Origin of the sequence: Streptomyces sp. NPDC002698 (assembly GCF_042888945.1) — a bacterium.
Taxonomy (GTDB): Bacteria; Actinomycetota; Actinomycetes; order Streptomycetales; family Streptomycetaceae; genus Streptomyces.
Genome location: NZ_JBIAQM010000014.1, coordinates 1 through 23625, shown reverse-complemented (window position 1 = coordinate 23625; position 23625 = coordinate 1). Strand labels below are relative to the sequence as shown.

The window sequence follows — 23625 nt, the reverse complement described above, 5'->3', positions numbered from 1 at the left end:
CCCCGCCGCCTCGCCGTTCCCGTCCCTGCCGCTTCAGCCGGCGCCACGGGCTCCGGGAGCCCGGCGTGTGGTCATCCGCGTCTCGCCTGGATCAGCGCGTGGGTTCCGCCGGTGCGCCAGCGGTCGTCCTCGGCGGCGTCGAGGGCCGCCTCGACGGCGGGGGTGAGCCCGACGACGACATCGGACTTGAGGGTGCGCAGCGCGGCCACCGCGCCGGGGAAACGGGCGGTGGCGGCGGCGAACGGGGTGGTGGCGGGGTAGAGCCGGTCGCCGATGAGCCGGCGGTAGTTCAGGTCGCCCTTCAGGATGGTCACGTCGGCCGCGGCGAACTCCCGCCGGAGGTCGTCGGGCAGATCGGCGTACGGCAGCGGGCCGCAGGCGAAGGGATGGGTCCGGACGGTGAGCCGGCCCTCGGACAGGGCCGCCCAGAGACGGTTCCCGGCCTCGCCGGCCGCTCCCTTCGCGGTGGTGAGCCGGCGCAGGGCGTCCAGCACGTCCGCCGTCGTGGCGTCGGAGACGTAGTACGGGTACGGCTTCACGTGCAGGGCGGCCCGCCCGATCCGGCCGTGCCGGAGCAGGTGGTCGACGAGGAGGAGGTCGGGAATGAGTTCCCGGCCCGCGTTGTCCGCGACGAGACAGAGGGTGCCGCCGTCGAGCAGGGACCGCAGCACGTCCGCGTCGTTCGCCACGAGCTGGGACTCGGCCGCCGTCCCGCCCCCGGTGCCGGCCAGGCTGAACCCGAGGTCGGCGCGGTTGCCCCACAGCGAGCCGTGCAGCAGCGCCTCCTCCTGTTCCCCGGCCGGCCGCCGCGCGAGGTCGTCCAGCGCGGCGAGTTCCTCGTCCGCCTCCGGGGTGTCGAGCTCGGCGAGCTTGAAGGGGCGGAAGGGGTCGATGCCCTGCCAGGGGCCCGGCTCGAAGTAGCCGACGGCTTCGAGGAGCTTGCGGTAGAAGTAGCTCTCGGACCACAGGAACGGCAGGTCGAACCAGGACCGGCCGTAGTACTCCCGGCCACCCCAGGCATCCCACCGGCCGCGGTCCGCCGCCGGCTCCATGAGCGGTTCGACGACCCCCTCGGCGCAGTTCCCGAGCAGGGCGTCGAGCGCGTGGCGCTGTTCGGGACCGTACGGGAAGGCGTCCCGCACCTTCCGGATGAGCGCCGGATGCCGCTGCGCCAGCACGCTCCAGGGGAACGAGCCCCGCTCCGAGCTCACGACCACCGGGGCGTCGTCGGGATCGGCGGCCGAGGGGGCGGGGGCGTCGGGATCGCGCATGCGGCTCACCGTACCGGCAGAACAGAAGGGGCCGTCCGACGCGGTGCGCGCCGAGCGGCCCCTCCCCCCGTAGAGCCCAGCGGTCGACTTCGAGCTGTCGGCCGTTGCGGGTGCCGCGCGGTCGTGCCCATGATCCGGGGTGCGGCGCCCCCCGGCGGTCGCGCTGAACGATAGGCAGGCGGCCCGGCGGAGGGATAGCGGGAAAACCCTCGATCCGGGCGGTGTTCGGCCCTCGCCCGCCCGTGACGCGGCGAGGTGGTCCCGATTCGCACGGATTGCGGATCCGGCTGAACACTCCGCGCTCCGGATCCGTATCCCCCCGTGCCCCGTGCGAGGAGTGCGTCCCGGCCGCGCGCGGTGGCGCGCCGCTTCGCCCACGCACCGAGGAGACGTTCCGGATGACCGCCTACCGCACCGCCACCGCGGCCGCTGTCGCCCTGGCGGCTCCGCTGCTGCTCACGACGTGGGCGGCGGGGACCGCGTCGGCGCACGGCGCGCCGACGTCCCCGGTCAGCCGGGTGTACGCGTGCTCGCCCGAGGGCGGCAGCCAGGGCACGGCGGCCTGCCGGGCGGCGATCGCGGCGAACGGCTCGCCGTTCACGGCGTGGGACAACCTGCGGGTGGGCGGTGTGAACGGCCGGGACCGCTCGGTGATCCCGGACGGAAAGCTGTGCAGCGGCGGTCTGCCCGCCTACAAGGGCCTCGACCTGGCCCGCTCCGACTTCCCGGCCACGCGTCTGACGCCCGGTGCGGCCATGACCATGAAGTACAGCTCGACGATCGCGCACACGGGGACGTTCAAGCTCTATCTGACCAAGCAGGGCTACAGCCCGACGCGGTCGCTGAAGTGGTCCGACCTGCCGGAAAGGCCGTTCGCCACGGTCACCGATCCCGCCCTGGTCGGCGGCGCCTACCGGATCAACGCGACGCTGCCGTCCGACCGCACCGGCCGCCAGATGCTGTTCACGATCTGGCAGAACTCCAGTACGGCGGACACCTATTACTCGTGCTCGGACGTGGTGTTCTCCGGCGGGAGCGGGACGTCGAAGCCGGCCCGGACCGCCGGGACCCCGGGGACCGCCGGGAGTGGTTCCGCCGGCAAGAGCACCAAGGAATCCCCCAAGGCGACACGGCCGGCATCCACGGCACCCAGCCCCACCGCCCCGTCGCCGTCCGCCGACTCGCCTTCTCCTGAGGCCGGTTCGGCGGCCGCGCAGGCGGGCACCGACCGGCTGGCGCCCGCCGCCGAGAGCACCACGGGCGGCGGCCCCGCGTTCCCCCTGGTCGCCGGAGGAGCCGGCGCGGCCCTGCTGCTCACTGCCGGCGTCGCGGTCGTGCTACGACGCCGGCAGTGAACCGGGCTCCCGCGGGGGCTAGTTGACGAATACAGCCGGGCTGCCCGCCTGGCTGGTGTCGGTCACGGGGGCGTACTTCGCGGTGAAGAAGCCGTTCGCGAAGCACAGTGACGAGCCGGAGAACTTGGTGAACTGCTGGCTGGTGAAGCTGAGGCTGTTGTCGGAGTTGTCCGTCGTTCCGGTGAGGCTCGCCGCCCGGTAGACGCAGGTCAGCGTGCCCAGCAGGGAGCGCAGCTTGACCGTGGTCTGGATGCTGGAGCCGGCGGCCGGGGTGACCGTGACGCTTCCGTCGGAGCCCACCGCGGTGCTGTAGGGCAGGTTGTCGACCGTGATGCTGGTGACGCCGAGGACGCCGACGACGTTGCTGCTGCACGAACTGGCGCCGAAGGTGTGGCCCGTGAGGGTTTCGGTGGCCGTGCCGGGGGACGCCGGATTGTCGGCGGCGGTCGCGGTGAAGGTCGACGCGGAACAGGAGACGCCGCTCGTTCCGGTGCTGCTGGAGTAGAGCGTGGCGTTGGTGCCGCTCGCCAGCGAGGCGGTGAGGACGTCGCCGACGGCGACGGGGGTTCCTCCGGCGCTGCCGGTGGTGAGCACCGCGACGTCGTCCGCGGAGGCGGGGACGACGGCGGACGCCGAGAGAGCCGCGACGGCGCCGGCGAGGGCGAGCAGGGATCGAGTACGCATGGGGGGTGCCTCTTCTCCGATGGGGGTGTGGGTGCCTGACCGCGCCGGGGCGCGGGGGTGCGGGTCGAGAAGGTGGCGCGGGTGTGCGGGGTCGAACGGGCCGCGCGCGACGACGGGCCGGAATACCGGGCCCGCCCGCGGGAGTGGTGCGGTGATGGACCGCCGCCGGTCCGTGACGCCTTCTCCGTACGTCACGGACCGGCGGCGACAGCCGGGCGACCGGTACGGCCCTCGGGGGAAGGTGACCGCGCCGGTGCCACGGGTTCGGGGATCGGCCGAGGGGCGTGCCTTTTTCGGCGTACGCGTCAGGGCCGCTCCGGAACACGCCATGACCGCCCCGCAGAGCGGGGTCCGGGAGGTGACGGGCGCGTCGGCGGACGGATCCGGCGCCACGGATCCGGGAAACAGGGAGAGTTGTAGACCTGATGAAGGGTCAACGTCAAGGCGCTGTAAGGAAGTTGGAGGTCAGCACGACTCTCCGGCCGACGCGTGTTCACAGGTGAGGCACAACGGGCACGGGTTTCCCACACGTGCCTTGACCGTGCGTGTAACCCCCGGTAACTTCCTCGAAGGCTACTGCCGCGTAACGAGAAAGCCCTTGCAACCGCCGGGAGGCGCGAGGAGGCGTACGCGGCAGCCGCTGTCCGCGCCAGGACAACGCGCCACTGAGCCCAACCCGCATCGATACCCGCATCGAACGTGCCCAGGGAGCAGACATGGCTTCGTCCTCGGACGCCACGGCGTCCAACGGTTCCACGCCCGAGACCCCGGAAAGCGGTTCAGCCGCCGGACAGGACCGACGCGGGCGGGTCCGGCTGCGCCGCGCCGCCGTGATGGCGATACCCGCCACCGCGGTCGCCGCGGGGCTGATGATCGCGACGGCGCAGGGGGCCCTCGGTGTCCAGTTCGCCATCTCCGGCATGCCGTTCACGGTCACCGCGACCGAGCTGAACGGTACCGGCTTCGAGCAGTTCGGCGGCCTCGACAACATGGCCGAGGACAGCCCGAACGCCGGCGACACGGGCGGCCAGGTCCTCATCGTCACCTCGGCGATCAAGAACGCGACCCTGGACCACCTGTGCCAGAGCGTCGACCTCGGGGGCACGAACCTGCTCATCACGGCCGGCAGCGGGGCGGACAAGGTCCAGGCGACCAACCTGACCACCGACTCCACGGAACTGTCCGGCAACGCCTCCTTCAACAACATCGAGATCGGCAACGACGCCAGCACGCTCGACAAGGCCGGGGTCCAGGGCCCCAAGGGCGTGTTCAGCCAGCAGGCCGACACCGTGCGCATCGCGAACCTGCGCCAGACCAACTACGCGACGACGGCCGGGGTGTTCAAGCTCCCGGGCCTCAAGCTCCGCTTCAGCGACCAAGGATGCTGATGAGCACCGAAGCGCGGACGGACGACTCCCGGGACCTGAGGGGCTCCTTCCGGCGGTGGCGCGCGAACCGCCCCTTCTGGGGCGGGCTGCTGCTCACCCTGGCGGGGGCGGAGATCCTGCTCACCGAGAAGGCGTCGCTGAAGGTCGTCCTGCACATCGGGATGCAGGGCCTCGCGGGCTACCTGCTGCCCACCGTGATGCTGCTGTGCGGCCTGCTGATCCTCTTCAACCCGGCCCAGCGCCTGTTCTACTCCCTGCTGGGCATCCTGCTGTCGCTCGGCACCTGGGTCACCTCCAACCTCGGCGGCTTCTTCATCGGCCTGCTCCTCGGGGTCGTCGGAAGCTGCCTCGCCTTCGGCTGGCTCCCCGATCAGAAGCCGCGCAGACGGCTGCTGCGCCGCGAGCACGCCTGAGGCGGGAGGCCCGGCGTGATCCGGACCCCCACTGGCTTGCCCGCACACGCAGGGAAGACGTAATTGCCCCTACGCGCAAGGAAGTTGACACCGTACGCATCCGGCACCGGCGCCTGCGGACGATCCCGCGCCATCGCGTACCGTGACGCGCCGTATGCACATCGGAGTTCGACTGCCGGGAGGTTCCTGATGGGAAGTCCACGTCCTTTGGTGATCGACGTGACCGGACGCGACATCCACGAGGAGGCCGCCCGGATCCGCGAGAGCGGGCCACTGGCCCGGGTGGAGCTTCCCGGGGGCGTCGAGGCCTGGGCGGTGAGCGGCCCCGAACTCCTGAAGCGGCTGCTCGTCGATCCCCGGGTGTCGAAGGACGCGAAGCAGCACTGGCCCCTGCTGGCGAACGGCACGATCACGCCCGAGTGGCCGCTGTTCACCTGGGTGACCGTACAGAACATGTTCACGGCGTACGGCGGTGAGCACCGGCGCCTGCGCACGCTGGTCTCCAAGGCGTTCACCGCCCGCCGGACGGCCGCACTCCAGCCGCGCGTCGAGGAGATCACCCGGCAGCTCCTGGACCGCGTGGAGGAGGCCGGACGCGGCTCCCGGGTCGTCGACCTGCGCGAGGAGTTCTGCTACCCGCTGCCGATCCAGGTGATCAGCGAACTGTTCGGACTGCCCGAGGAACGGGGTCCCGAGCTGCGCGAGCTGGTGGACCGTCTGTTCGACACCTCCGCCGACCCCGGCGAGATGACGGCCGCCCACGGCCGGCTGCTCGCCGTCCTGGCCGAACTCGTCGCCGCCAAGCGGAAGTCGCCCGGCGACGACCTGACGTCCGGGCTCATCGCCGCCCGGGACGACCAGAACGGCACCGCGCTCGGCGAACAGGAACTGCTGGACACCCTGAGCCTCATGGTCAGCGCCGGTCACGAGACGACGGTCAACCTCATCGACAACGCCGTGCACGCCCTGCTCACCCGTCCCGCCCAGCTCGCGCACGTCCGGGAGGGCCGCGCCGACTGGGACGACGTGGTCGAGGAGACCCTGCGGGCGGACGCGCCGGTCGCGAGTCTGCCGCTGCGGTACGCCGTCGAGGACATCGCCCTGTCCGAACTCGGCGGCCCCGAGGGGACCGTGATCGCCGAGGGCGAGGCGATCCTCGTGGCCTACGCCGCCGCCGGACGTGATCCCGAGCGCCACGGCAAGGACGCCGATCAGTTCGACGTCACCCGCGCCGACAAGGAGCACCTCGCCTTCGGCCACGGCGTGCACCGCTGCCTGGGAGCGCCGCTGGGCCGCCTGGAGGCCCGGATCGCCCTGCCGGCCCTGTTCGGCCGCTTCCCGGACCTCCGGCTCGCCGTCCCGGAGGAGGAGCTGAGGCCGGTCGGCTCCTTCATCTCCAACGGCCACCGCTCACTGCCGGTCCGTCTTTCCTAGGGCGCTTTCCCAGGTCGGTTCCTGGGTTCGAGTTCCTGGGTTCCTGGGGTTGGGTTCCTCGGGTCGGGTTCCTTCCTCGGGTCGGGTTCCCAGGGTCCTGTGCCTGATGTCCGGCCTCACCGGGACCGGGTCACTCCCCGTGCCACCAGGCCGCCGCCCGCGCCCAGGCGCTCCGCGGGCGGCCGGTCCCCGGGGCCCAGGGCTCGAACGCGGGCGGCGGGAAGGAGTCGACCGACGGCCGCTCCGGGCCGTCGGCGCGTCCACCCCCGGGCGGTCCGTTCTCCGAGCGTCCGTTCTCCGAGCGTCCGTTCTCCGAGCGTTCGACGGCCGGGACGGGCGGGAAGCTCACCGGCAGGGCGGCGAGCGCGCGGTGGAACGGGCCCGGACGCCACTGGAGCTCCTCCACGGGAACCGTCAGCTCGATGTCGGGGATCCGGTCCAGGAGTTTCTCCACCGCGACGGACGCGATCAGCCGTGCCGGACCCTGCGCGGGACATGTGTGCGGACCGGCGCTCCACGCCAAGTGGGCCCGGTTGCCGGTGCGCTGACGGCTCGTCAACGCAGGGTCCGTGTTCGCGGCGGCGAGGCTCACCACCAGCGGATCGCCCGCGCGCAGGGGCGTGCCCTCGTACACGACGTCGTACCGCGGATAGTGCACGGCGTAGTTCGCGATCGGCGGGTCGGTCCAGAGCACCTCGTCGAGGGCGTCCTCCACCGGCAGGGTCCCGCCGGACAGGTCGCCCGCGAAGCGGTCGTCGGACAGCAGCAGGCGCAGGCCGTTCGCGATCAGGTTCTGCTGCGGTTCGGTGCCTGCCCCCATCAGCACGGCGAGGGTGTGGATCAGCTCCTCGTCGGTCAGCGCGGCCGGGTGTTCCATCAGCCAGGACGTCAGGTCGGGGGCCGGCCGGCGCCGCTTCAGCGCGACCAGGTCGAGCAGAGTGTCGATGAGCAGTTCGTACGCCTTCTCGGCGTCCACCCCGTCGAACATCCCGGACATTCCCTCGACGAGCCGGACACCGTGCCCGGTGGGGCAGCCGAAGAGGTGGTTGAAGACGAGCAGGGGCAGGACCTGTGCGTACTCGCCGAGCAGATCCGCCGTGCCGCGCGGCGCGAACCGGTCGATGAGGGTGTCGGCGCCGCGTTCGGCATAGCCGCGCAGCGTGCCGGACTCGACGCGGGCGAGCGTGTCGGTGATGGCGCCCCGCAGCCGGGCGTGCTCCTCGCCGTCGGTGAACAGGGCGCTGGGCCGGTACGTCATCATCGGGAGAACCGGGCTGTCCGCCGGGACGGTACCGCCGGCGAGGTCCTTCCAGTGCCGCGGGTCCTTGGAGAAGGTCTCCGGGCTGCGCAGGACGTGCAGCGCGGCGTCGTACCCGGTGACAAGGGTGGCCCGGACGCCGGGGGCGAGTTCGACGGGCGCGGTGGGTCCCGACTCCCGCAGCAGCCGGTAGACCGCCCTCGGATCGGCCGCGAACTCCGGCCCGTACAGGGACCGGCGGGCCGGGCAGCCGGGGGGAGGTACGGCGTTCACGCGTTCTCCAGTTCGCCGGTGCGGGCCAGCAGATGAGTGACGAGGGCGATCAGGGTCTCGGTGGCGGAGACCCGGTCGCGGGCGTCGCAGCGCAGCAGCGGGGTGGAGGGCAGCAGGTCGAGAGCCTCGCGCACCTCGTCGAGGCCGTACGCGGGCCTGTTGTCGAAGTCGTTCAGGGCCACGGCGTAAGGGAGCCCCAACTCCTCCAGCAGGCCCATGACTTCGAAGGACCGGTCCAGGTGGCGGGTGTCGGCGAGAACGAGCGCGCCGAGCGCTCCGCATGTCAGGTCCCGCCAGAGTCCGGTGAAGCGCCGCTGTCCCGGGGCGCCGAACAGGTAGAGGACCAGGGTGTCGTTGAGGGTGACGCGGCCGAAGTCGAGGGCGACCGTCGTGGTGGTCTTGTCCCGGGATCCCGTCAAGTCGTCGACGAGGGAACCGGCTTGGGTCATGACCTCCTCGGTGCGCAGCGGGCGTATCTCGGAGAGCGCGCCGACGAACGTGGTCTTGCCGACCGCGAAGTGGCCCACGACCAGCAGCTTCACGGCGGTCCGCACGCCCTCTGGCAGATACGCGGTCTCAGAGGCGGGAGCGCAGTCCATCGAGCACCTCCTTGAGGATGCGGGTGTCGGACGACGGCCCGGCGGAGGGGATCGGCGCGCGGGTGACGAGGTGACCGCTGTCCATCAGGTCGGCGACCAGCACTTTGGTGACGCTGACGGGCAGCTCCAGATGGCCCGCCACCTCGGCCAGCGACAGGGCCCCGGGCCGGCACAGCTCCATCAGCCGCCGCGCCTCGGGGCTCAGCCCGGTGAGCGGCGGGCCGGCGGCGGCGATCAGCAGCGTGACGAGGTCGAGGGTGTTGCGTGAGGGCTGCGAGCGGCCGCCGGTGACGACGTACGACCGCACCAGCCGTTCCCCGGGACGACGTCCGGGCGGTGTCATGCCGGGCTGCCGGTGTCCTCGCGGGCGGGGCTGGTCAGCTCCTTGCCGAGCCGGTCGACCATCTTGTGCATGCGGTAGCTGACCGCCTCCATGTCGACGTTCTCGGTCGTGGACACCGCGAGGTGGGTGCCCTCTCCCGCGGCGACGAGGAAGACGTATCCGTGCGCGAACTCGATCAGGGTCTGCCGCCAGGGCGTGTCCGGGCTGCCGCAGAACTCGGCGGTGCTGCGGCTGATCGACTGCACGCCGGACAGGCCGGCGGCCAGCCGCTCGGCGTCGTCCCGGCCGATGTCCGCGGAGTGGGCGCGGAGCATGCCGTCGGTGGACAGCAGGATCGCGTGCCGGGCCTCCGGCACCTTCAGGACCTCGTCGAGCATCCACCCCAGCTCGTTGGTCATGGGCGCGGTCATCCCTGTGTGCTCCCTTCGATCGAGTGGGGTGTTCCGTACGGGGTCTCGGAGGTCTCGGAGGTACCAGGGTTACCGGGGGTGCCGGGGGCGTGCGGCGGTTGCGGGACGGCCCGGGTCCCGGTGGTGTCCTGCTCCGCGCGGCCGAAGCGGGTGCCGCGGGCGAACGCCCCCATGCGCCGGGCGTTCTCCTCGGCCGACCGTGCGCTGACGTCCTCGGCGGGCGCAGGCACGGCAGGCACGGCGGCGGACTGTCCCGCGAGGCCCGGCGGCGCCGGGACCCGGCGCCGCCGTTTCGGCAGGCCACCGGCCGTCGTCGTCTCGACGGGCTCGGCCGACCGCCGGGTGGGAAGCACCGGCGGCGCGCCCGTCGGCCTTCCGGCCGTCGGTGTGGGCCCGGCCCACGGGGGCACCGTCACGGCCGGGGCCGGATGCGTGAGCAGCGTCGTGGGCAGGAAGACCACCGCTCGCACGCCGCCGTACGGGGACCGGGTGTCCACCGAGACGCTGAATCCGTACCGTGCGGCGAGTACGCCGATGACGGCGAAGCCGAACTGCGGAGGGTCGTCGAGCCGGGTCACGTCCACCAGGTCGCGGCCGGTCAGCAGCCCGGCCGCGCGCTCGACCGCTCCGCCGTCCATGCCGACACCGGCGTCGTCGACGACCACGCAGGCGCCGTTGTGCGCCGACTGGACGGTGACCTCGACGGTGGTGCCGGGCTGTGAGTGGCGTGCCGCGTTGTCCAGCAGTTCGGCGACGGCGAGGACGACCGGTTCCACCGCGCGGCTCTCGACGGCGACGTCGACCTGTCCGTTGACGCGGACGCGCCGGTAGTCACGGACGCGGGAGGTCGCGCCCCGCACCACCTCGATCAGCTCCGAGGCACCGCGCTGCCGGCCGGGCCAGGAGCCGCACAGGACGGCGATCGCCTGGGCTCGGCGGCCGAACTGGGCGTTGGTGTGGTCGATCTCGAGCAGATCGCGCAGCACGTCGGGGTGATCGTGCCGGTCCTGCATCTCGGCGATGGACACCTGCTGCTCGTTGGCGAGGGCCTGGATCGAGCGCATCGACGCCTTGAGCGCGGACTTCGCGGACCGGTCGGCCCGCGCCTGTGCGTGTCCCACCGCCTCCGAGAAGCGTTCGAGGACGCCGTCGAGGTGCTTCGCGAAGTCCGTGCCGGCCAGGCGGGCGTCGAGCAGAGCGGTGGGCGGAGCACCCGGGGTGACGTGCTGGTGCGGGGTGTCCTCCAGGGTGGGCAGGCGGACCTCGGCCAGGTGGCGCAGCTCCTCGTCGCGGGCGCGCAGGTCCTCCGTGAGATCGCCGGTCCGCCGGCGCTGCCGCGAACTGATCCCGCGCTGGCGCAGCAGCAGCACGGTGACGGCGAGCAGCCCGGCCGCCAGGCACCAGGACGCGGCCTCCGGTATCCGTTCGGTCATGGTCCTCAAGTCCTCTTATGCGGAAACGCATTGCTGGGGCACGAGCTGGAACAGTGAGGGATGTGGTGCGAGTTGGCGGGGCGCATGACGGTAGCCGCGCGTCGGCGTTCGCGCTTTCCCCTGCGCGCAAGGAAGTTGCCGCCATGCGCACCGGCTGTGTGCACTAGGCTGACACCGTGTAACTGCCCTCACCCGCACGGGAGTCGATGGTGGCCTTGCCCACGGGGAACTACCTGGTGGAAACCCGGTCGACGGGTGCGGTGGAATCGTCGGAGCGGACCGACTTCTGGAGCGAGCACATCGGGTCGTACCAGCCCCGGATGGACTACCGGTACAGCCGCACCGACGACTTCCGCGGCGAGACGGTCCGACAGCGCACCGAGGCGTATCAGCTCGTCAGGTTCCGGTCGGACGAGATCGAGTACAGCAGGACCGTGGGGCAGATCCGTGAGGATCCCGACGGGGACTACCGGTTACTGCTGCCGCTGACCGGGCAGATCCTCCTGCGGCAGGACGGTCAGGAGGCACGGCTGACGCCGGGGACGGGCACGATCGTCTCGTTCGGGTCGCCGTTCCAGTGCGTCCAGGACGCCGCCACGCAGGCGTTCGTCCTCACGATCCCGGCCCGCGAGCTGGACGGCCCGCTGAACCGCAAGTCGCCGCTGGCCACCGGCCTCGACCTGAGCAGGGGCCTCGGCCGTGTCGTCCGCTCGATGCTCGACGGTCTGCACGCCGAGCGCGACGACCTCACCGACGCCCAGTTCAACGCCGTGTCCGACCGGGTGGTGGAACTGCTGTGCATGCTCACCGCCGGTGACGACCGCCCCGACGGCGCCCGTCACCTGTCCGACGTGGAGACGGTGGTGCGCCGCCACGTCCGCGAGAACGCCGCCGACCCCGGCCTCACCGGTACGTCCATGGCCCGCGCCCTCGGCTGGTCGCTGCGCCAGATCCAGCTCGCCCTTCAGCACGCGGGCACCACCCCCCGCGACCTGATCCGCGAGGAGCGGCTGCGGCTGGTCCGCGAACGGCTCCGGTGCGGCGACTGCGAGCGCCTCACGATCACCGATCTGGCCTACGCCTCGGGGTTCTCGTCGGCGAGCGCGCTGAGCACCGCCTTCCGGCAGCGCTTCGGGGTGAGCCCGCGCGAGATGCGCAACGGTGTCCGCGGGACGTGACCGCTCACCCGATCCCCTCCCCCGTACATCCACCCGCCCGCGCCTGCCCCGGCCGCCGCTTCCGCCGCCCCCACGGACGATCACGTCCTGGGACAATCGGTACGGACGATCGGTACCGACGATCGGTACGGGACGGAATCCCGCTCCAGTACGGGATCCCGGTACACGACGGGCTGCTGCCCCGGGAGCGGAGATGGATCTGCGGCAGATGGAGGTCGTGGTCGCGGTGGCCGAGGAGGGCGGTTTCACCGCCGCGGCCCAGCGGCTGCACGTGGTGCAGTCCGCCGTGTCGAGCGCCGTCCTCGCGCTGGAACGGGAGCTGGGCACCCCTCTGTTCGACCGCACCACGCACCGGGTGGTCCTGACCCCGGCGGGCGAGGCCTTCGTCCCGGCGGCGCGCGCCGCTCTGCGGGCGGCGGAACAGGCGCGGGCGACCGTCGACCTGGTCCGGGGGCAGCTGCGGGGCCGGGTCACCATCGGCACGGCGCGGGGTGTCTGGGCCGACCTCCACCGGCCGCTGGCCGCGCTGCGGGCCGAGCATCCGGGCGTGGTGGTGCGGTTGCGGCAGGGGTCCATGGCCGACATCCGGCACGGGCTGCGCGAGGGCAGCGTCGACCTGGCCGTGGTCGCACTCGACCGGCAGCGGCAGCGGGGCCTGGTGACCCGGCTGCTGTCGTACGAGGAGATGGTGCTGGTGTCCGCCCCCTCACGCCCGCTCTCCGGAGCCGGCCCGGACGGTACGGTCACCCTCGCCGAGGCGGCCCGGCTGCCGCTGGTGGACTTCGCGCCGGGCTGGGCGATCCGTCTCTGCGTGGACCGGGCGTTCCGTGCCGCCGGTGTGGAACGGGAGGCGGTCTTCGAGGTCGACGACATCGTGGCCGCGGCCGAACTCGTCCGCGACGACCTGGGCGTCTGTGTCATGCCCGCCTCGATCGCGGGACGGTTCCCGGGCCTCGGCACCCACGCGTTCGCCCGGCACGCCCCGCACTGGAAGATCATGATGGTGCACCCCCGTGGCGATCCCCCTCCCGCGGTCCGCGCGCTCCTGCGCCACCTGACCTGAGGACGGGCCCGACCGCGCGTAGCCGCCGGCCCGGTCAGGTGGACGCCGCGGGACGGGTGGCCGGGCGGGTGGGCGGCTGGGGCGTCAGCCGGTCCAGGCCCTTGCGGTCGTAGTAGTGGGTCATCGCGAAGCCGAAGACGAGGGCGAGCACCGCGCCGACGCCGATCATGAGCCAGGCGCGGCCCAGCCCGGCGTCGGCCCGCGCGTCGAAGAAGAGGATGGCGCGCACCCCGTCGCTGAGCTGGCGCATGGGCTCGAAGACGGACAGGAACCGGTAGAAGCCGGGGACCGCCTGGAGCGGGACGGTGGCGCCCGAGGACGGAAGGCCCAGCACGATGAACACGAACATGGACACGAGCTGCCCGATCCCGCCGAACGCCGCGTTGATCGCCTGGACGCCCAGTCCGACGGCGAGGCTCGCGCAGTAGGAGTAGATCCACAGCAACGGCAGGTGCGTGGCGTCCATGCCCAGGATCGCGACGGTGGCCAGCATGACCAGGGAGACCGTGAGCACGGTGATCCCGGCGGTCATGACCATCTTCAGGAGCAGGGTCTGGGTGCGGCTGATCGGCACGGTCGGACGGCGGGTGTGCCAGGGGCCGATCTCGGTGTCGGCGTAGCCGAGGGCCGTGTCGACGCCGGTGCCGATGAGGTTGCCGCCGAGGAAGCCGGCCAGCACCAGGAGCAGGGTGTAGTAGAACGCGCTCAGCCCGAGGCCGCTGTGCGTGCCGATGGGGTGCCCGATGCGGGTGACGACCTGGACGGGGTCGGCGAGGAGCAGTCGTGTCGTGGCGTCCGCCTTCGCGGTCGCCGGGGACGCCGTCAGCTGTTTGCCGATGGTCGTGGAGCTCCGCTGGGCGGCCGCCGTGGTGATCCGGCTCGCGAGGGACGAACCGAGACTGCCCGTACCGGGGTTGGTCAGCACCGTCATGGTGGGCCGGACCGTGGCGTTCGCCGTGGTCAGCGCGGTCAGCGAGTCGGTGAAGTTCCGGGGGACGACGAGAGCGCCGTAGATCTTGCCGGAGGCGAGTTCGTCCTGGGCCTGAGCGCGGGTGAGCCTGCGCCAGCGCACGGTGCCGGAGGTGTCGCTCGCGACGACGGCCGCGGCGACCTGGGTTCCCGCGTTCTGCCGCTGCCCCGGAGGGGGTTCGCCGGTGTCCTCGTTGACCAGGCCGATCGGCAGGTGACGCAGATGCCCGCTGGGGTCGACGATGCCGCCCATGTACAGCAGCGACAGCAGCAGCGCGAGCAGCCCCGTCAGCACGGTGGGCACCAGCCACAGCTTCGGGTGGCGCAGGAGCGTGGCGGCGCGCGCCTGGACGGGGGCGCCTGCGGGGGCGGCCGCGCCGTCGTCCGTACCGTCGCGTCCGCCGGGGCGGGTGACGGCACCGTCGTCCTCGCCCGCGGTGCCCGTGGGGTCCTCGGCGCCGTCGTCCGCGGGGTGATTGCTGTCGGCGTCCATGGTTCTCCGTAGGTTCCGGGGCGGCACGGGAGCGGCGATGGGCGCGCGGCCCTCGGGCCGGGGAGTCCAGGGCCGCGCGTCAGGTCAGGATCGGGGGTGCGCGTGTGCCTCGGACGGCGACTCGCCGATTCCCCGGGCACGGACGTCCGTCACCGGGGCCGACCGGACCCACACCACCTGGCTCCACCGGGCATCCGACACCGGGGTTCGCGGGGCGTCCGGCACCGGAGTCCGCCGAGCGACCACCGAGGACCACGGGGCACCCGACGCCGGGATCAACACCTCCGTCACCGTGGTCGGCAGAGCGCCCGAACCCGGCGTCCACCAGGCACCCGCCACCTGGAACGACACCTCGACCACCGGGGTCCACCGGGCATCCGACACCGGGAACGGCGCTTCGACCACCGGGACCACGAGGCATCCGCCACCGGGATCAACACCTCCGTCACCGTGGTCGGCAGAGCGCCCGAACCCGGCGTTCACCAGGCATCCGCCACCGGGAACGACACCTCGACCACCGGGGTTCGCGGGGCGTCCGGCACCGGGGGCGGCACCTCGGCCGTGGCGGTCTCGCGCCGTTCCCCTCCCTTGCCGCTCCGTTGCCGGGCGCCGTGTCGCTCACGCGCTGGTCCCCCTTCCACTCCCGGACACCGTGGCGTCACACCGGGCGGGCACGTTTCCCCCGTCCCCGTTGCTTCGCCTTGGATCCGTCCGTCCGTACCCGGGCGTGACGCGGAAGGACGACGTGCGCCGTGTCCCTGCCTCCGCTCGACAGCCTCCCCGCCACCACGCCCCCAGCGGCACCGTCACCCACACGCACCACCATCCCCGCGGCCGGCGACGTGTCCTGCCCCGCCCACCCCGCATCGGCGCACTCCCCGTCGACAACCACCTGCTCCCCTCCCGCCGCCGCCCGCCCCACGTCCCTCTCGCGCCTCACCCGCCTGGTGGTGACGCTGTTCCCCCTGCTGCTGATCGGGACGTGGGCGGCGCTGGACCGGAGCGCCGTGCTCGACGGCGTCGCCCGGCTGGGCGACGCCGATCCCTGGTGGCTGCTGGCCGGGTTCCTCTTCACCCTGCTGGGCTGGGTCGTCGCCGCGTGCGTCCGGCAGGGCGCCCTGCCGGAACGGCTGCCGCCCGGCCTGCTGCTGGCGTCGCAGTTGGCCGCCGGCGCCGCCAACCACGTGCTGCCGGCGAGCATCGGCGCCCACGCGGTCACCCTGCGCTTCCTGCGGGGCAGAGGCATACCCCTGGCCCGCGCGACCGCCTCGCTCGCCCTGTATTCGCTGGTCAAGCCGGTGGCGAGGATTCCGGTGCTCATCGTCTTCCTGGTGGCCGTCGGAGACACCCTGCGGTTCGGCGCGCTCGCCCCGGACCGCTCGACGCTGCTGACGGCGGCAGGAAGCGCGGCGCTCGGTCTCACGACCGTCTGCCTGCTCGTGACGACGGTCCGTCCACTGCGCCGCCCGGCCGTCGACTTCGTCCGCACCGCGCTGACCGATGTACGGATCCTGCACACCCGGCCCAGCCGCGTGCTCGCCCTCTGGGGCGGTTCGGCCGTCGCCCCGGTGCTCCAGGGGAGCACGATCGCGGCGGTCGGCTTCGCGCTCGGGCTGCCGCTGTCGTGGGCCCAGGTGGTGTTCGCGCTGCTGATCGCGAGTACCGCCGTCGGCGCCGTGCCCGCACCGGGCGGAATCGGCCCCGTGGACGCGGCCATGGTCTTCACGATGGTCTCGCTGGGCGCCCCGACGGGCCTGTCGACGGCCACCGTCATCGGCTACCGCGTCCTGACGGTCTGGATCCCGCTGCTCCCCGGCACGCTCATCCTGTCAGCCCTGGTGCACCGCAAGGTGCTGTGAACGGCGCGACGGCGAAGCGTCCGCCACCCGCACTCGGTGTACGGACGATGGGCTAACGTTCGCTTCCGTGAGAAGCCATCTGCGCATATGGATCGCACTGGCGCTGTCCGCCACCGGTCTCGCTGCCCTGGTGGACCGGCTCGCGCCCACGGCGCACCTCCTCACCCTCCTGCGCGACTGGTGGCCCCTCGCCCTGGTGGCCCTCGGACTCGGCGGCACCCTCCGGCTCCTCCTCGCCGCCAAGAACGTCCTCCGCGGCCCCCTGGCCGTGACCTTCGCAGGCGCTCTGCTCCTCCTCCTGACCCGCGACCCCCTCCCCGACTCCGTCCGCCCCTACCTGTGGCCACTGGCACTGCTGCTGGCGGGCACGTTCATGCTCGTCGGCATGGCGGTCACGACGCCCCCCGCCGACGGGCCGCTCGTGACACGCCTGGTCTCGGTGGCGGAGGCCAGAAGCGTGGTGTGGCCGCGCGGGGTGTTCTCCCTCGCCACGGTCACCGCGATCGCCAGCGGGTGTGTGATCGACCTGCGGGGAGCACGGCTCCACGAAACGGTCGACAGCAACGGCAGGGTCGGACACGAGGCCAGACTCGACGTGACGGCCGTGCTCAGCGGAATCGACATAGTGGTCCCGGCGGACTGGGATCTCAAGGTCGAGCGCTATTCCGCCGGTTGGCGCCGACCGCAGCCGCTCGATCCCGGTCCGCCGGCGAAGCCGACCCTCCATATCAAGGGGCTCTCGCTGCTCGGCGGGATCGAGATCCGTACGTCCGACGAGGCGTCAGGGAGCCGCTGAACCGCCCTGTCCGCCGGATCCGCCGCTGCCGGTGTCGTACGTCAGCGGGCGGGGCCGTGCGGTGTCGTCGTCCCGTGACCAGTAGTCCATGAGCCGCCTGTTGAGCACGCGTTCCTTCGCCGTGTCGGCCGGAATCGCGAGGTTCATCTCCTGCAACAGCTTCAACCGGTAGACATCGAACACGGCCGCGACCGACTCCCCGTATGTCGTGGCCGCGTGGACGGAAGCCCGGTAGGCACACCACGACAGCACCGCGAAGACCGCCGGAAGCACCAGCCACCGAGGGTGCGGCAGCAGGAGCCCGGCCGTGGTGGCCGAGGTGAGGGCGAAGGAGAGGCACAACCGGGCCGCGGTGTCGAGCTGGTTGCGGTCGTCCGAGATCGAGCGCAGCACGTCCTGGGGAAGGACGTAGTACAGGCGCGGCCACGCCAGCAGGGCCTTGAGGTCGTAGGGGCGGCCGGCCCGTTCCTCGGCCGCGCGAAGCCGGTTGCCCAGGGTGGTGGGCAGGACGGGCGCCTGGTCCGGCATGAGGGCGAGCCTGGACCGCGCGGTCTCGGTGCCCGGTTCGTCCCGCAGGTGGGTCTTCTGCCAGGCAAGCCTGGACCTGCGGTTCTCGTGCACCCAGGTGCGCAGCCGGGCCAGTGGCCCGAGCGGGCCCGTGGGGCTGACGTAGCCTTCCAGGAGCCGGATGGAGGCGAGCTCGAGCGGCTGCAGCAGCAGCCCGGCGACGAGCGCGCCCGCTGTCGCGACCACGGCACCGGCCCAGCCGTGCGAACCGGCGTTGCGGAGAAGCAGGCTCATGGTGGGAGCGTGGGAAGGCGCACCGCCGAGAACCAGCGCGACCACCACGGTGATGAGCAGGGCGGAGGGAAGGATGTTGACGAACTTCAGCCTCGGGGTGAGGTCGGCGTCCACGACTCCCAGCGCGCTCAGCTGACTCATCCGCTCTCCCCATGGCTCGCGCAGCGAAAGAAGGACGCGTGGTGACGTGCCTCGTCGTAGGCGTCGATGCGCGTCTCCACGGCACACCCGGGCTCCGGGCACCTCACGTCCAGGTTCCGGTCACCGTCCTCGGCCGGATGGCGGGTGCCCAGGCCGTGATCCGGACAGTGATCACGGTTCGTGGGATGGAGCAGGAACCGGGCCCAGCGGCATCCCTCGGGCGCCGTGCAGATGAACAGGCGCGCGTTCGCGAGAGGCCAGCCGAATCCCGGCAACTTGCCTCCGGAGAACATCATCTGAAGGCGTAGGAGCAACCGTACCGCCGTGAGCGGCCCGGGTCTGAGCGACGGCATGGAGTCCCCCTGCACGGGAAGAACGAGGGACCTAGAAGGTAGGCCCCGCGATGCCACCGCGTCGAGGGCACGGCACCGGAGCGAGCCTTCATGGAGCCGGCCCCGGTCAGGCCCCGAAGGCGCCGAGGCGCCTTCGGGGCCGAAGCCGCGTCAGCCCTCGTCCGGCGTCAGCCGCAACGAGATGCTGTTGATGCAGTACCGCTGGTCCGTCGGCGTCGCATACCCCTCACCCTCGAACACATGGCCGAGGTGCGACCCGCAGCGGGAGCACCGCACCTCCGTCCGCACCATTCCGTGCGAACGGTCCTGGATCAGCTCGACGGCGTCCGAGTCCTTCGGGTCGTAGAAGGACGGCCAGCCGCAGTGCGACTCGAACTTCTCCGTGGAGGTGAAGAGTTCGGCGCCGCAGGCGCGACAGGAGTAGACGCCCGTCGTCTTGGTGTCGGTGTACTCACCGGTGAAGGCGGGCTCGGTGCCCGCCTTGCGCAGCACCGTGTACTCGGCCGGGGTCAGCTCCGCGCGCCACTGCTCGTCCGGCTTTTCGATGTCGTACGACATGAAGCTCAACCCCTCACGTTCAAGGAGGCCCACTGAGGGGCCACGGTCACTCGGCCAGGCGGGCGAGGATCTCGGGTCCGAGATCCGTCACGTCGCCGGCGCCCATGGTGAGAACGAGATCACCGGGCTTCGTCATTCCCGCGACGACGGACGGGACCTCGGCCTTGTCGTGGACCGGCGTCACCTCCGCGCCCGCGGTCCGCGCGGCCTGGATGATCAGCTCGCTGGTGATCCCGGGGATCGGGTCCTCGCGGGCCGGGTAGATGTCCAGGACGACCGAGGCGTCCGCCAGCGACAGGGCCTCGCCCATCTCCCTGCCCAGTTCCTGGGTGCGGGAGAACAGGTGCGGCTGGAAGACCACGAGGATGCGGCCCGAGGCGCCGGCGCGCATGGCCTCCAGGTCTGCGGTCATCTCGGTCGGGTGGTGCGCGTAGGAGTCGACGACCTGGACGCCGGCCGCCTCGCCCTTGAGCTGGAGGCGGCGCTTCACGCCGGTGTACGAGGCGAGCGCGGGGGCCAGCTCGGCGGCCGGGATGCCCAGGGCGACACCGGCGGCCAGCGCCGCCACGGCGTTGTGCGCGTAGTGGCGGCCGGGTACGGAGACCGCGAAGGTCAGCTCGGCGCCGTCCAGCAGGACCGTCACCTCGCTCTTCAGGCCCTGCGGGACCACGGAGAGCACCCGGACGTCCGCGTCGGCGGACTCGCCGTACGTCACGACGCGCACCCCACGGCCGGTGAGGCGCCGGGTCAGCTCGCGGGCGCCCTCGTGGTCCGCCGAGATCACCAGCGTGCCGCCCTCGGTGACGCGGTCCACGAACGTCTCGAAGGACTCGTAGATCTCTTCCATCGACGCGTAGTTGGCGTGGTGGTCGAGTTCGACGTTGAGGATGATCGCGACCTCGGGCGCGTACTTGTGGAAGCTGCGGTCCGACTCGTCGGCCTCGGCGACGAAGATCTCGCCCTCGCCGTGCAGGGCGTTCGAACCGGGGGCGTCGAGGTCGCCGCCGATGGCGTACGACGGGGCCAGGCCGAGCGAGGACAGGGACACGGCCAGCATCGAGGTGGTGGTCGTCTTGCCGTGCGTGCCGGCGACCGCGATCGGGCGCAGGCCGTCCATCAGCCGGGCGAGGGCGTCCGAGCGGTGGACGACCGGGATGCCGAGCTCGGCCGCGCGGGCGAGCTCCGGGTTGTCCGCGCGGATCGCGGAGGAGACCACGACACAGGTGGCGTCGGGGGCGAGGTGGCCGGCCGCGTGCCCGATGTGGACCGTGGCGCCCAGCGCGCGCAGCGCCTCGGCGGTGGCGGACTCCTTCGCGTCGCTGCCCGCCACCTGGGCTCCACGCTGCGCGAGGATCTTCGCGATGCCCGACATCCCGGCGCCGCCGATGCCGATGAAGTGCGGTCGGTCCATCGCGGTAGGAAGGCCGGGTGCCATGCGTGTATCTCCCCAAGATCCGGTACGAAGGTGGGCGCGTTCTCCCGAGGGGAACGCGGGCCCAGCCTATTGGGTGCGGCGGACGGCGCCTCACAAGGGACACCGGCGGACCGGCCCGGACGCCCGGGGACACGCGCCCGGGCCGCTCCCATGTCCCCGGAACCGGAAGCCTGCTCACACCGGTCCCCGGCACCGGGAGCCGGCTCACGCCTTGCTGTGCGAGAACAGCTTCAGGACCGGCACGCCCACCTTGTGGCGGGCCCGGGAGGCCCAGTCGCGGTGGAAGAACTCCTCCACGTAGTGGGGGTCGGTCAGCACGATGACCTCGTCGGCCTCCACCTGGTCGACCAAGGTCTTCAGCGCGTCGAGGGGGTGGTCCTCGATCAGCCGGCCCTCGGCCGTGCTGCCGGACCCGCGCAGCGCCGTCAGCGACACCTCCAGCGCCCGCTCGCCCTGGCCGACGGCCTCCTCGCCCTCCGGCGTCTCGCCTTCGCGGGTCGCCTCGTCGAGCTCGCCCATCGCGACGTCGTCGATGGCCCGCAGCAGCCGGTCCGCCTGGTCGCCCCGGGGCTGGAGCAGCACATGGAAAGTGACCGCCTCGTCACCGTGCAAGGTGGTGACGAACTCCACGTCGGCGGACGTCAGGGCCTTCTCGATCATCAATACGCTCGTGAACACGCCAGGCGCCCTTCTCGTCCGTGGGCCGTCCCGGCCCCCTGCGGAAACCATCCTGCCCCGTGACAGCACGGGTACTGCGCGAATTAGTGTGCCCGTCCGAAGAGAAACGGAATCTACTGTTCCGACTGTCGGCCGGATCGACGGTACCGGCTGTACAGGAACCCGGCCTCTTCCAGCAGCGACGCCAGTTCGAAGTGCTGGGGAACCGACACCGAGGGCCCTCCCGCGATCCGCTGGGCGTCACCCGCGGCGAGCATCGGGGCCAGCGTCAGACACATCTCGTCCAGGACACCGGCCGCGACGAACTGACCCAGCAGCCTGGGCCCGCCCTCGGTCAGCAGCCTGGTGTGCCCGAGGTCGCCCAGGACCCGTACGGCACGCGCGGGATCGATCCCCACGCCGTCCCCGGCGATCACCACCCGCGCACCCGCCCGCTCGGCCTCGGCGACCCGGTCCGGGGCCGCCGCGGCACCGGTCAGCACCAGCGTGGGCACCAGGGGCGAGGTGAACAGCGGCAGCGAGAAGTCCAGGTCGAGGCTCGCCGTGACCACCGCGATCGCGGGCGCGGGGCCCTGCCCAGCGGCCTCCCGCGGCGCCGCGAAGGCCTCACGCGCGCGGGCCGGCCGGTAGCCCTCCTGCCGCACCGTCTCCGCGCCGGCGACCACGACGTCCGCGAGCCCCCGGAGCACACCGAAGATCCTCATGTCGGTGGCGTTCGAGATGGGCTGCGAGCGCCCGTCGTGCTGGGCGGCGCCGTCGAGCGTGGAGACCATGTTGGCCCGGAGCCAGGGCAGGCGGACGTCGGGGTAGGCGTACGCCTCGGCCAGTTCCCCGAGCTCCCACTCACGCTCCGTCCCATCCGTCCCGGAAGCCTCGCCGGAGGGCTGGGCTGCTGTTTCGTAGGTCACAGGGAACAGGCGTCGCATGGGTTGCAGTGTGGCACGGCGCATAGAGTGGGTAACCGTGTCGTCCACCTCCACCGCCTCCGCGATCGACCCGATAGCCGAAGCGGCCCCGCTGTCCCTGTGCGCCCGCGAGCCGCACGTCCCCGCCGACCGGCTCGTCGCCGAGATGGTGCCGCCGCCGCGCTTCGACTCGGTCCGCTTCGCCACGTACATCCCGGACCCGAACCAGCCCAGCCAGGTCGAGGCCGTAGGCATCCTGGAGGCCTTCGCCGGGGGTCTCGGCGGGGCGCACGCCGTGGGTACGCCCAAGCGGAGGCTGTTCGGCCGCGGCAAGGCCCCGAAGACGCCGGCCGGTCCCCGGGGTGTCTACCTGGACGGCGGTTACGGCGTCGGCAAGACCCACCTCCTGGCCTCGCTGTGGCACGCGACCCCGGCGGAGCCCGCGCTCAAGGCGTTCGGCACCTTCGTCGAGCTGACCAACCTGGTCGGCGCGCTCGGCTTCCAGAAGACCGTGCAGACCCTCTCCGGGCACCGCCTCCTGTGCATCGACGAGTTCGAACTCGACGACCCGGGCGACACCGTCCTCGTCTCCACCCTGCTCGGCAAGCTGGTCGACGCGGGCGTGGCGCTCGCCGCCACCTCGAACACGCTTCCGGGCAAGCTCGGCGAGGGCCGGTTCGCCTCCGCCGACTTCCTGCGGGAGATCCAGGGCCTGTCCGCGCGTTTCCGCCCGCTGCGCATCGACGGCGAGGACTACCGCCACCGCGGGCTGCCCGAGGCGCCCGCCCCGTTCTCCGACGAGCAGGTCACCAAGGCCGCGTACGCCACCGACGGCGCGTCCCTCGACGACTTCCCGCACCTGCTCGGCCATCTCGCCCGCGTACACCCCAGCCGGTACGGCGCCCTGACGGACGGCATCCAGGCGGTCTGCCTCACCGACGTCCAGCCCGTCCCGGACCAGTCGACGGCGCTGCGGCTCGTCGTGCTCGCCGACCGGCTGTACGACCGCGAGGTACCGGTCCTCGCCTCCGGAATGCCCTTCGACCAGTTGTTCAGCGAGGAGATGCTGAACGGCGGCTACCGCAAGAAGTACTTCCGCGCGATCTCCCGGCTGACCGCGCTCGCCCGCGACGCGAAGGGGCTCGTGGAGGGCCCGGGAGCCTAGGGTCCGTCGTTGGGATGATGCGGCGGGACGCGGGGCAGGGCACCAGGAACCCCCTCGCCGACCCGGCAACAACCGTGCCCCCGCGACGTAGAGTGGAATGGCCAGACTTGTCAGGCGGCTCGGAAGGGGGTCGTCATGGTCCAGGAACTCATCGTGGCGATCACGGCGGCCTGTTCCGCCTCGGTGATCTACGTCGCGGCCGGCGCCCGGGTGGTCAAGCAGTACGAACGCGGGGTCGTCTTCCGCCTCGGGCGGCTCGCGGGAGAGGTCCGCTCCCCCGGCTTCACCATGGTCGTGCCGTTCGTGGACCGGCTGCGCAAGGTCAACATGCAGATCGTGACCCTGCCCATCCCGGCCCAGGAGGGCATCA

General features: G+C 72.2%; 23 protein-coding genes. 10 read left to right on the top strand and 13 right to left on the bottom strand.

The annotated features are described in order from the left end of the window. Nucleotides 1-71: 71 nt before the first annotated feature. A complete protein-coding gene (locus tag ACFYW9_RS20905; RefSeq protein WP_389152253.1) occupies nucleotides 72-1271 on the bottom strand; it encodes a damage-control phosphatase ARMT1 family protein in 1200 nt (399 codons plus the stop codon). Between the two features lie 398 nt (nucleotides 1272-1669). Between ACFYW9_RS20905 and ACFYW9_RS20900 the strand changes: the two genes are divergently transcribed. Next, nucleotides 1670-2626, top strand: coding sequence for a lytic polysaccharide monooxygenase (locus ACFYW9_RS20900; protein WP_389152250.1), 957 nt, complete (start codon nucleotides 1670-1672; stop codon nucleotides 2624-2626). A gap of 18 nt (nucleotides 2627-2644) precedes the next feature. Here ACFYW9_RS20900 and ACFYW9_RS20895 read toward each other — a convergent pair whose 3' ends face one another. Next, entirely contained in the window at nucleotides 2645-3310 is a 666-nt protein-coding gene (locus ACFYW9_RS20895) for a Tat pathway signal sequence domain protein (protein WP_389152247.1), read from the bottom strand. A 716-nt stretch (nucleotides 3311-4026) separates the two neighbouring features. On the opposite strand from ACFYW9_RS20895, the gene ACFYW9_RS20890 reads away from it, so the two are divergent. From ACFYW9_RS20890 to ACFYW9_RS20880, 3 genes are all read left to right on the top strand, one after another. Continuing rightward, nucleotides 4027-4698 (top strand): DUF6230 family protein, encoded by a 672-nt coding sequence (locus ACFYW9_RS20890; protein WP_351861386.1) that lies wholly within the window; start codon nucleotides 4027-4029, stop codon nucleotides 4696-4698. After that, on the top strand, nucleotides 4692-5111 hold the full coding sequence (locus tag ACFYW9_RS20885; protein WP_351861388.1) for a DUF6114 domain-containing protein: 420 nt from the start codon (nucleotides 4692-4694) through the stop codon (nucleotides 5109-5111). Before ACFYW9_RS20890 ends, ACFYW9_RS20885 begins: the two co-directional genes overlap by 7 nt. Nucleotides 5112-5300: 189 nt before the next feature. Continuing rightward, the gene (locus tag ACFYW9_RS20880) at nucleotides 5301-6545 is read left to right on the top strand and encodes a cytochrome P450 (RefSeq protein ID WP_389152242.1); all 1245 of its coding nucleotides are present in this window, start codon (nucleotides 5301-5303) and stop codon (nucleotides 6543-6545) included. Nucleotides 6546-6675: 130 nt separating this feature from the next. Here the strand turns inward: ACFYW9_RS20880 and ACFYW9_RS20875 are convergent, their stop codons facing one another. The 5 genes from ACFYW9_RS20875 to ACFYW9_RS20855 are packed head-to-tail and all read right to left on the bottom strand — an operon-like array spanning nucleotide 6676 to nucleotide 10861. Beyond that, nucleotides 6676-8034: a cytochrome P450 gene (locus tag ACFYW9_RS20875; RefSeq protein WP_389152649.1), complete on the bottom strand. Its 1359-nt coding sequence runs from the start codon at nucleotides 8032-8034 to the stop codon at nucleotides 6676-6678. A 38-nt stretch (nucleotides 8035-8072) separates the two neighbouring features. Further along, the gene (locus ACFYW9_RS20870) at nucleotides 8073-8675 is read right to left on the bottom strand and encodes an ATP/GTP-binding protein (protein WP_389152239.1); all 603 of its coding nucleotides are present in this window, start codon (nucleotides 8673-8675) and stop codon (nucleotides 8073-8075) included. Continuing rightward, nucleotides 8653-9018 carry a DUF742 domain-containing protein gene (locus ACFYW9_RS20865; protein WP_389152236.1) on the bottom strand — a complete coding sequence of 122 codons (366 nt, stop codon included), beginning with the start codon at nucleotides 9016-9018 and terminating at the stop codon, nucleotides 8653-8655. The genes ACFYW9_RS20870 and ACFYW9_RS20865 overlap by 23 nt, the downstream gene beginning before the upstream one ends. Next, the gene (locus tag ACFYW9_RS20860; RefSeq protein ID WP_351861396.1) at nucleotides 9015-9428 is read right to left on the bottom strand and encodes a roadblock/LC7 domain-containing protein; all 414 of its coding nucleotides are present in this window, start codon (nucleotides 9426-9428) and stop codon (nucleotides 9015-9017) included. The genes ACFYW9_RS20865 and ACFYW9_RS20860 overlap by 4 nt, the downstream gene beginning before the upstream one ends. Next, on the bottom strand, nucleotides 9425-10861 hold the full coding sequence (locus ACFYW9_RS20855; RefSeq protein WP_389152233.1) for an ATP-binding protein: 1437 nt from the start codon (nucleotides 10859-10861) through the stop codon (nucleotides 9425-9427). Before ACFYW9_RS20855 ends, ACFYW9_RS20860 begins: the two co-directional genes overlap by 4 nt. Nucleotides 10862-11070: 209 nt before the next feature. Between ACFYW9_RS20855 and ACFYW9_RS20850 the strand changes: the two genes are divergently transcribed. Both ACFYW9_RS20850 and ACFYW9_RS20845 read left to right on the top strand, forming a co-directional pair. Further along, nucleotides 11071-12039 carry a helix-turn-helix domain-containing protein gene (locus tag ACFYW9_RS20850; protein ID WP_389152230.1) on the top strand — a complete coding sequence of 323 codons (969 nt, stop codon included), beginning with the start codon at nucleotides 11071-11073 and terminating at the stop codon, nucleotides 12037-12039. A 193-nt stretch (nucleotides 12040-12232) separates the two neighbouring features. After that, nucleotides 12233-13102, top strand: coding sequence for a LysR family transcriptional regulator (locus ACFYW9_RS20845; protein ID WP_389152226.1), 870 nt, complete (start codon nucleotides 12233-12235; stop codon nucleotides 13100-13102). Between the two features lie 34 nt (nucleotides 13103-13136). Here the strand turns inward: ACFYW9_RS20845 and ACFYW9_RS20840 are convergent, their stop codons facing one another. Next, on the bottom strand, nucleotides 13137-14564 hold the full coding sequence (locus ACFYW9_RS20840; protein ID WP_389152223.1) for a YhgE/Pip domain-containing protein: 1428 nt from the start codon (nucleotides 14562-14564) through the stop codon (nucleotides 13137-13139). Nucleotides 14565-15316: 752 nt separating this feature from the next. Between ACFYW9_RS20840 and ACFYW9_RS20835 the strand changes: the two genes are divergently transcribed. Next, on the top strand, nucleotides 15317-16423 hold the full coding sequence (locus ACFYW9_RS20835; protein ID WP_389152220.1) for a lysylphosphatidylglycerol synthase domain-containing protein: 1107 nt from the start codon (nucleotides 15317-15319) through the stop codon (nucleotides 16421-16423). A 67-nt stretch (nucleotides 16424-16490) separates the two neighbouring features. After that, entirely contained in the window at nucleotides 16491-17219 is a 729-nt protein-coding gene (locus ACFYW9_RS20830) for a hypothetical protein (RefSeq protein ID WP_389152217.1), read from the top strand. On the opposite strand, the gene ACFYW9_RS20825 is transcribed toward ACFYW9_RS20830, so the two are convergent. The 5 genes from ACFYW9_RS20825 to ACFYW9_RS20805 all read right to left on the bottom strand — a co-directional run bounded on the left by ACFYW9_RS20825 (nucleotide 17205) and on the right by ACFYW9_RS20805 (nucleotide 22111). Then, nucleotides 17205-18161: a hypothetical protein gene (locus tag ACFYW9_RS20825; protein ID WP_389152214.1), complete on the bottom strand. Its 957-nt coding sequence runs from the start codon at nucleotides 18159-18161 to the stop codon at nucleotides 17205-17207. The genes ACFYW9_RS20830 and ACFYW9_RS20825 overlap by 15 nt on opposite strands. 503 nt (nucleotides 18162-18664) lie before the next feature. Then, nucleotides 18665-19072: a peptide-methionine (R)-S-oxide reductase MsrB gene (gene msrB, locus ACFYW9_RS20820; RefSeq protein ID WP_351861413.1), complete on the bottom strand. Its 408-nt coding sequence runs from the start codon at nucleotides 19070-19072 to the stop codon at nucleotides 18665-18667. Nucleotides 19073-19118: 46 nt separating this feature from the next. After that, entirely contained in the window at nucleotides 19119-20507 is a 1389-nt protein-coding gene (gene murC / locus ACFYW9_RS20815) for a UDP-N-acetylmuramate--L-alanine ligase (protein WP_389152210.1), read from the bottom strand. A 204-nt stretch (nucleotides 20508-20711) separates the two neighbouring features. Further along, nucleotides 20712-21185 carry an indole-3-glycerol phosphate synthase gene (locus tag ACFYW9_RS20810; protein ID WP_351861417.1) on the bottom strand — a complete coding sequence of 158 codons (474 nt, stop codon included), beginning with the start codon at nucleotides 21183-21185 and terminating at the stop codon, nucleotides 20712-20714. A 113-nt stretch (nucleotides 21186-21298) separates the two neighbouring features. Next, on the bottom strand, nucleotides 21299-22111 hold the full coding sequence (locus ACFYW9_RS20805; protein WP_389152206.1) for a pyrimidine reductase family protein: 813 nt from the start codon (nucleotides 22109-22111) through the stop codon (nucleotides 21299-21301). Here ACFYW9_RS20805 and zapE point away from each other — a divergent pair. Both zapE and ACFYW9_RS20795 read left to right on the top strand, forming a co-directional pair. Then, the gene (gene zapE, locus ACFYW9_RS20800) at nucleotides 22110-23255 is read left to right on the top strand and encodes a cell division protein ZapE (RefSeq protein ID WP_389152203.1); all 1146 of its coding nucleotides are present in this window, start codon (nucleotides 22110-22112) and stop codon (nucleotides 23253-23255) included. The two genes, ACFYW9_RS20805 and zapE, sit on opposite strands and share 2 nt — an antisense overlap. A gap of 135 nt (nucleotides 23256-23390) precedes the next feature. Then, a partial coding sequence (locus ACFYW9_RS20795) for an SPFH domain-containing protein (protein WP_389152200.1) occupies nucleotides 23391-23625 on the top strand: 235 nt, incomplete at its 3' end.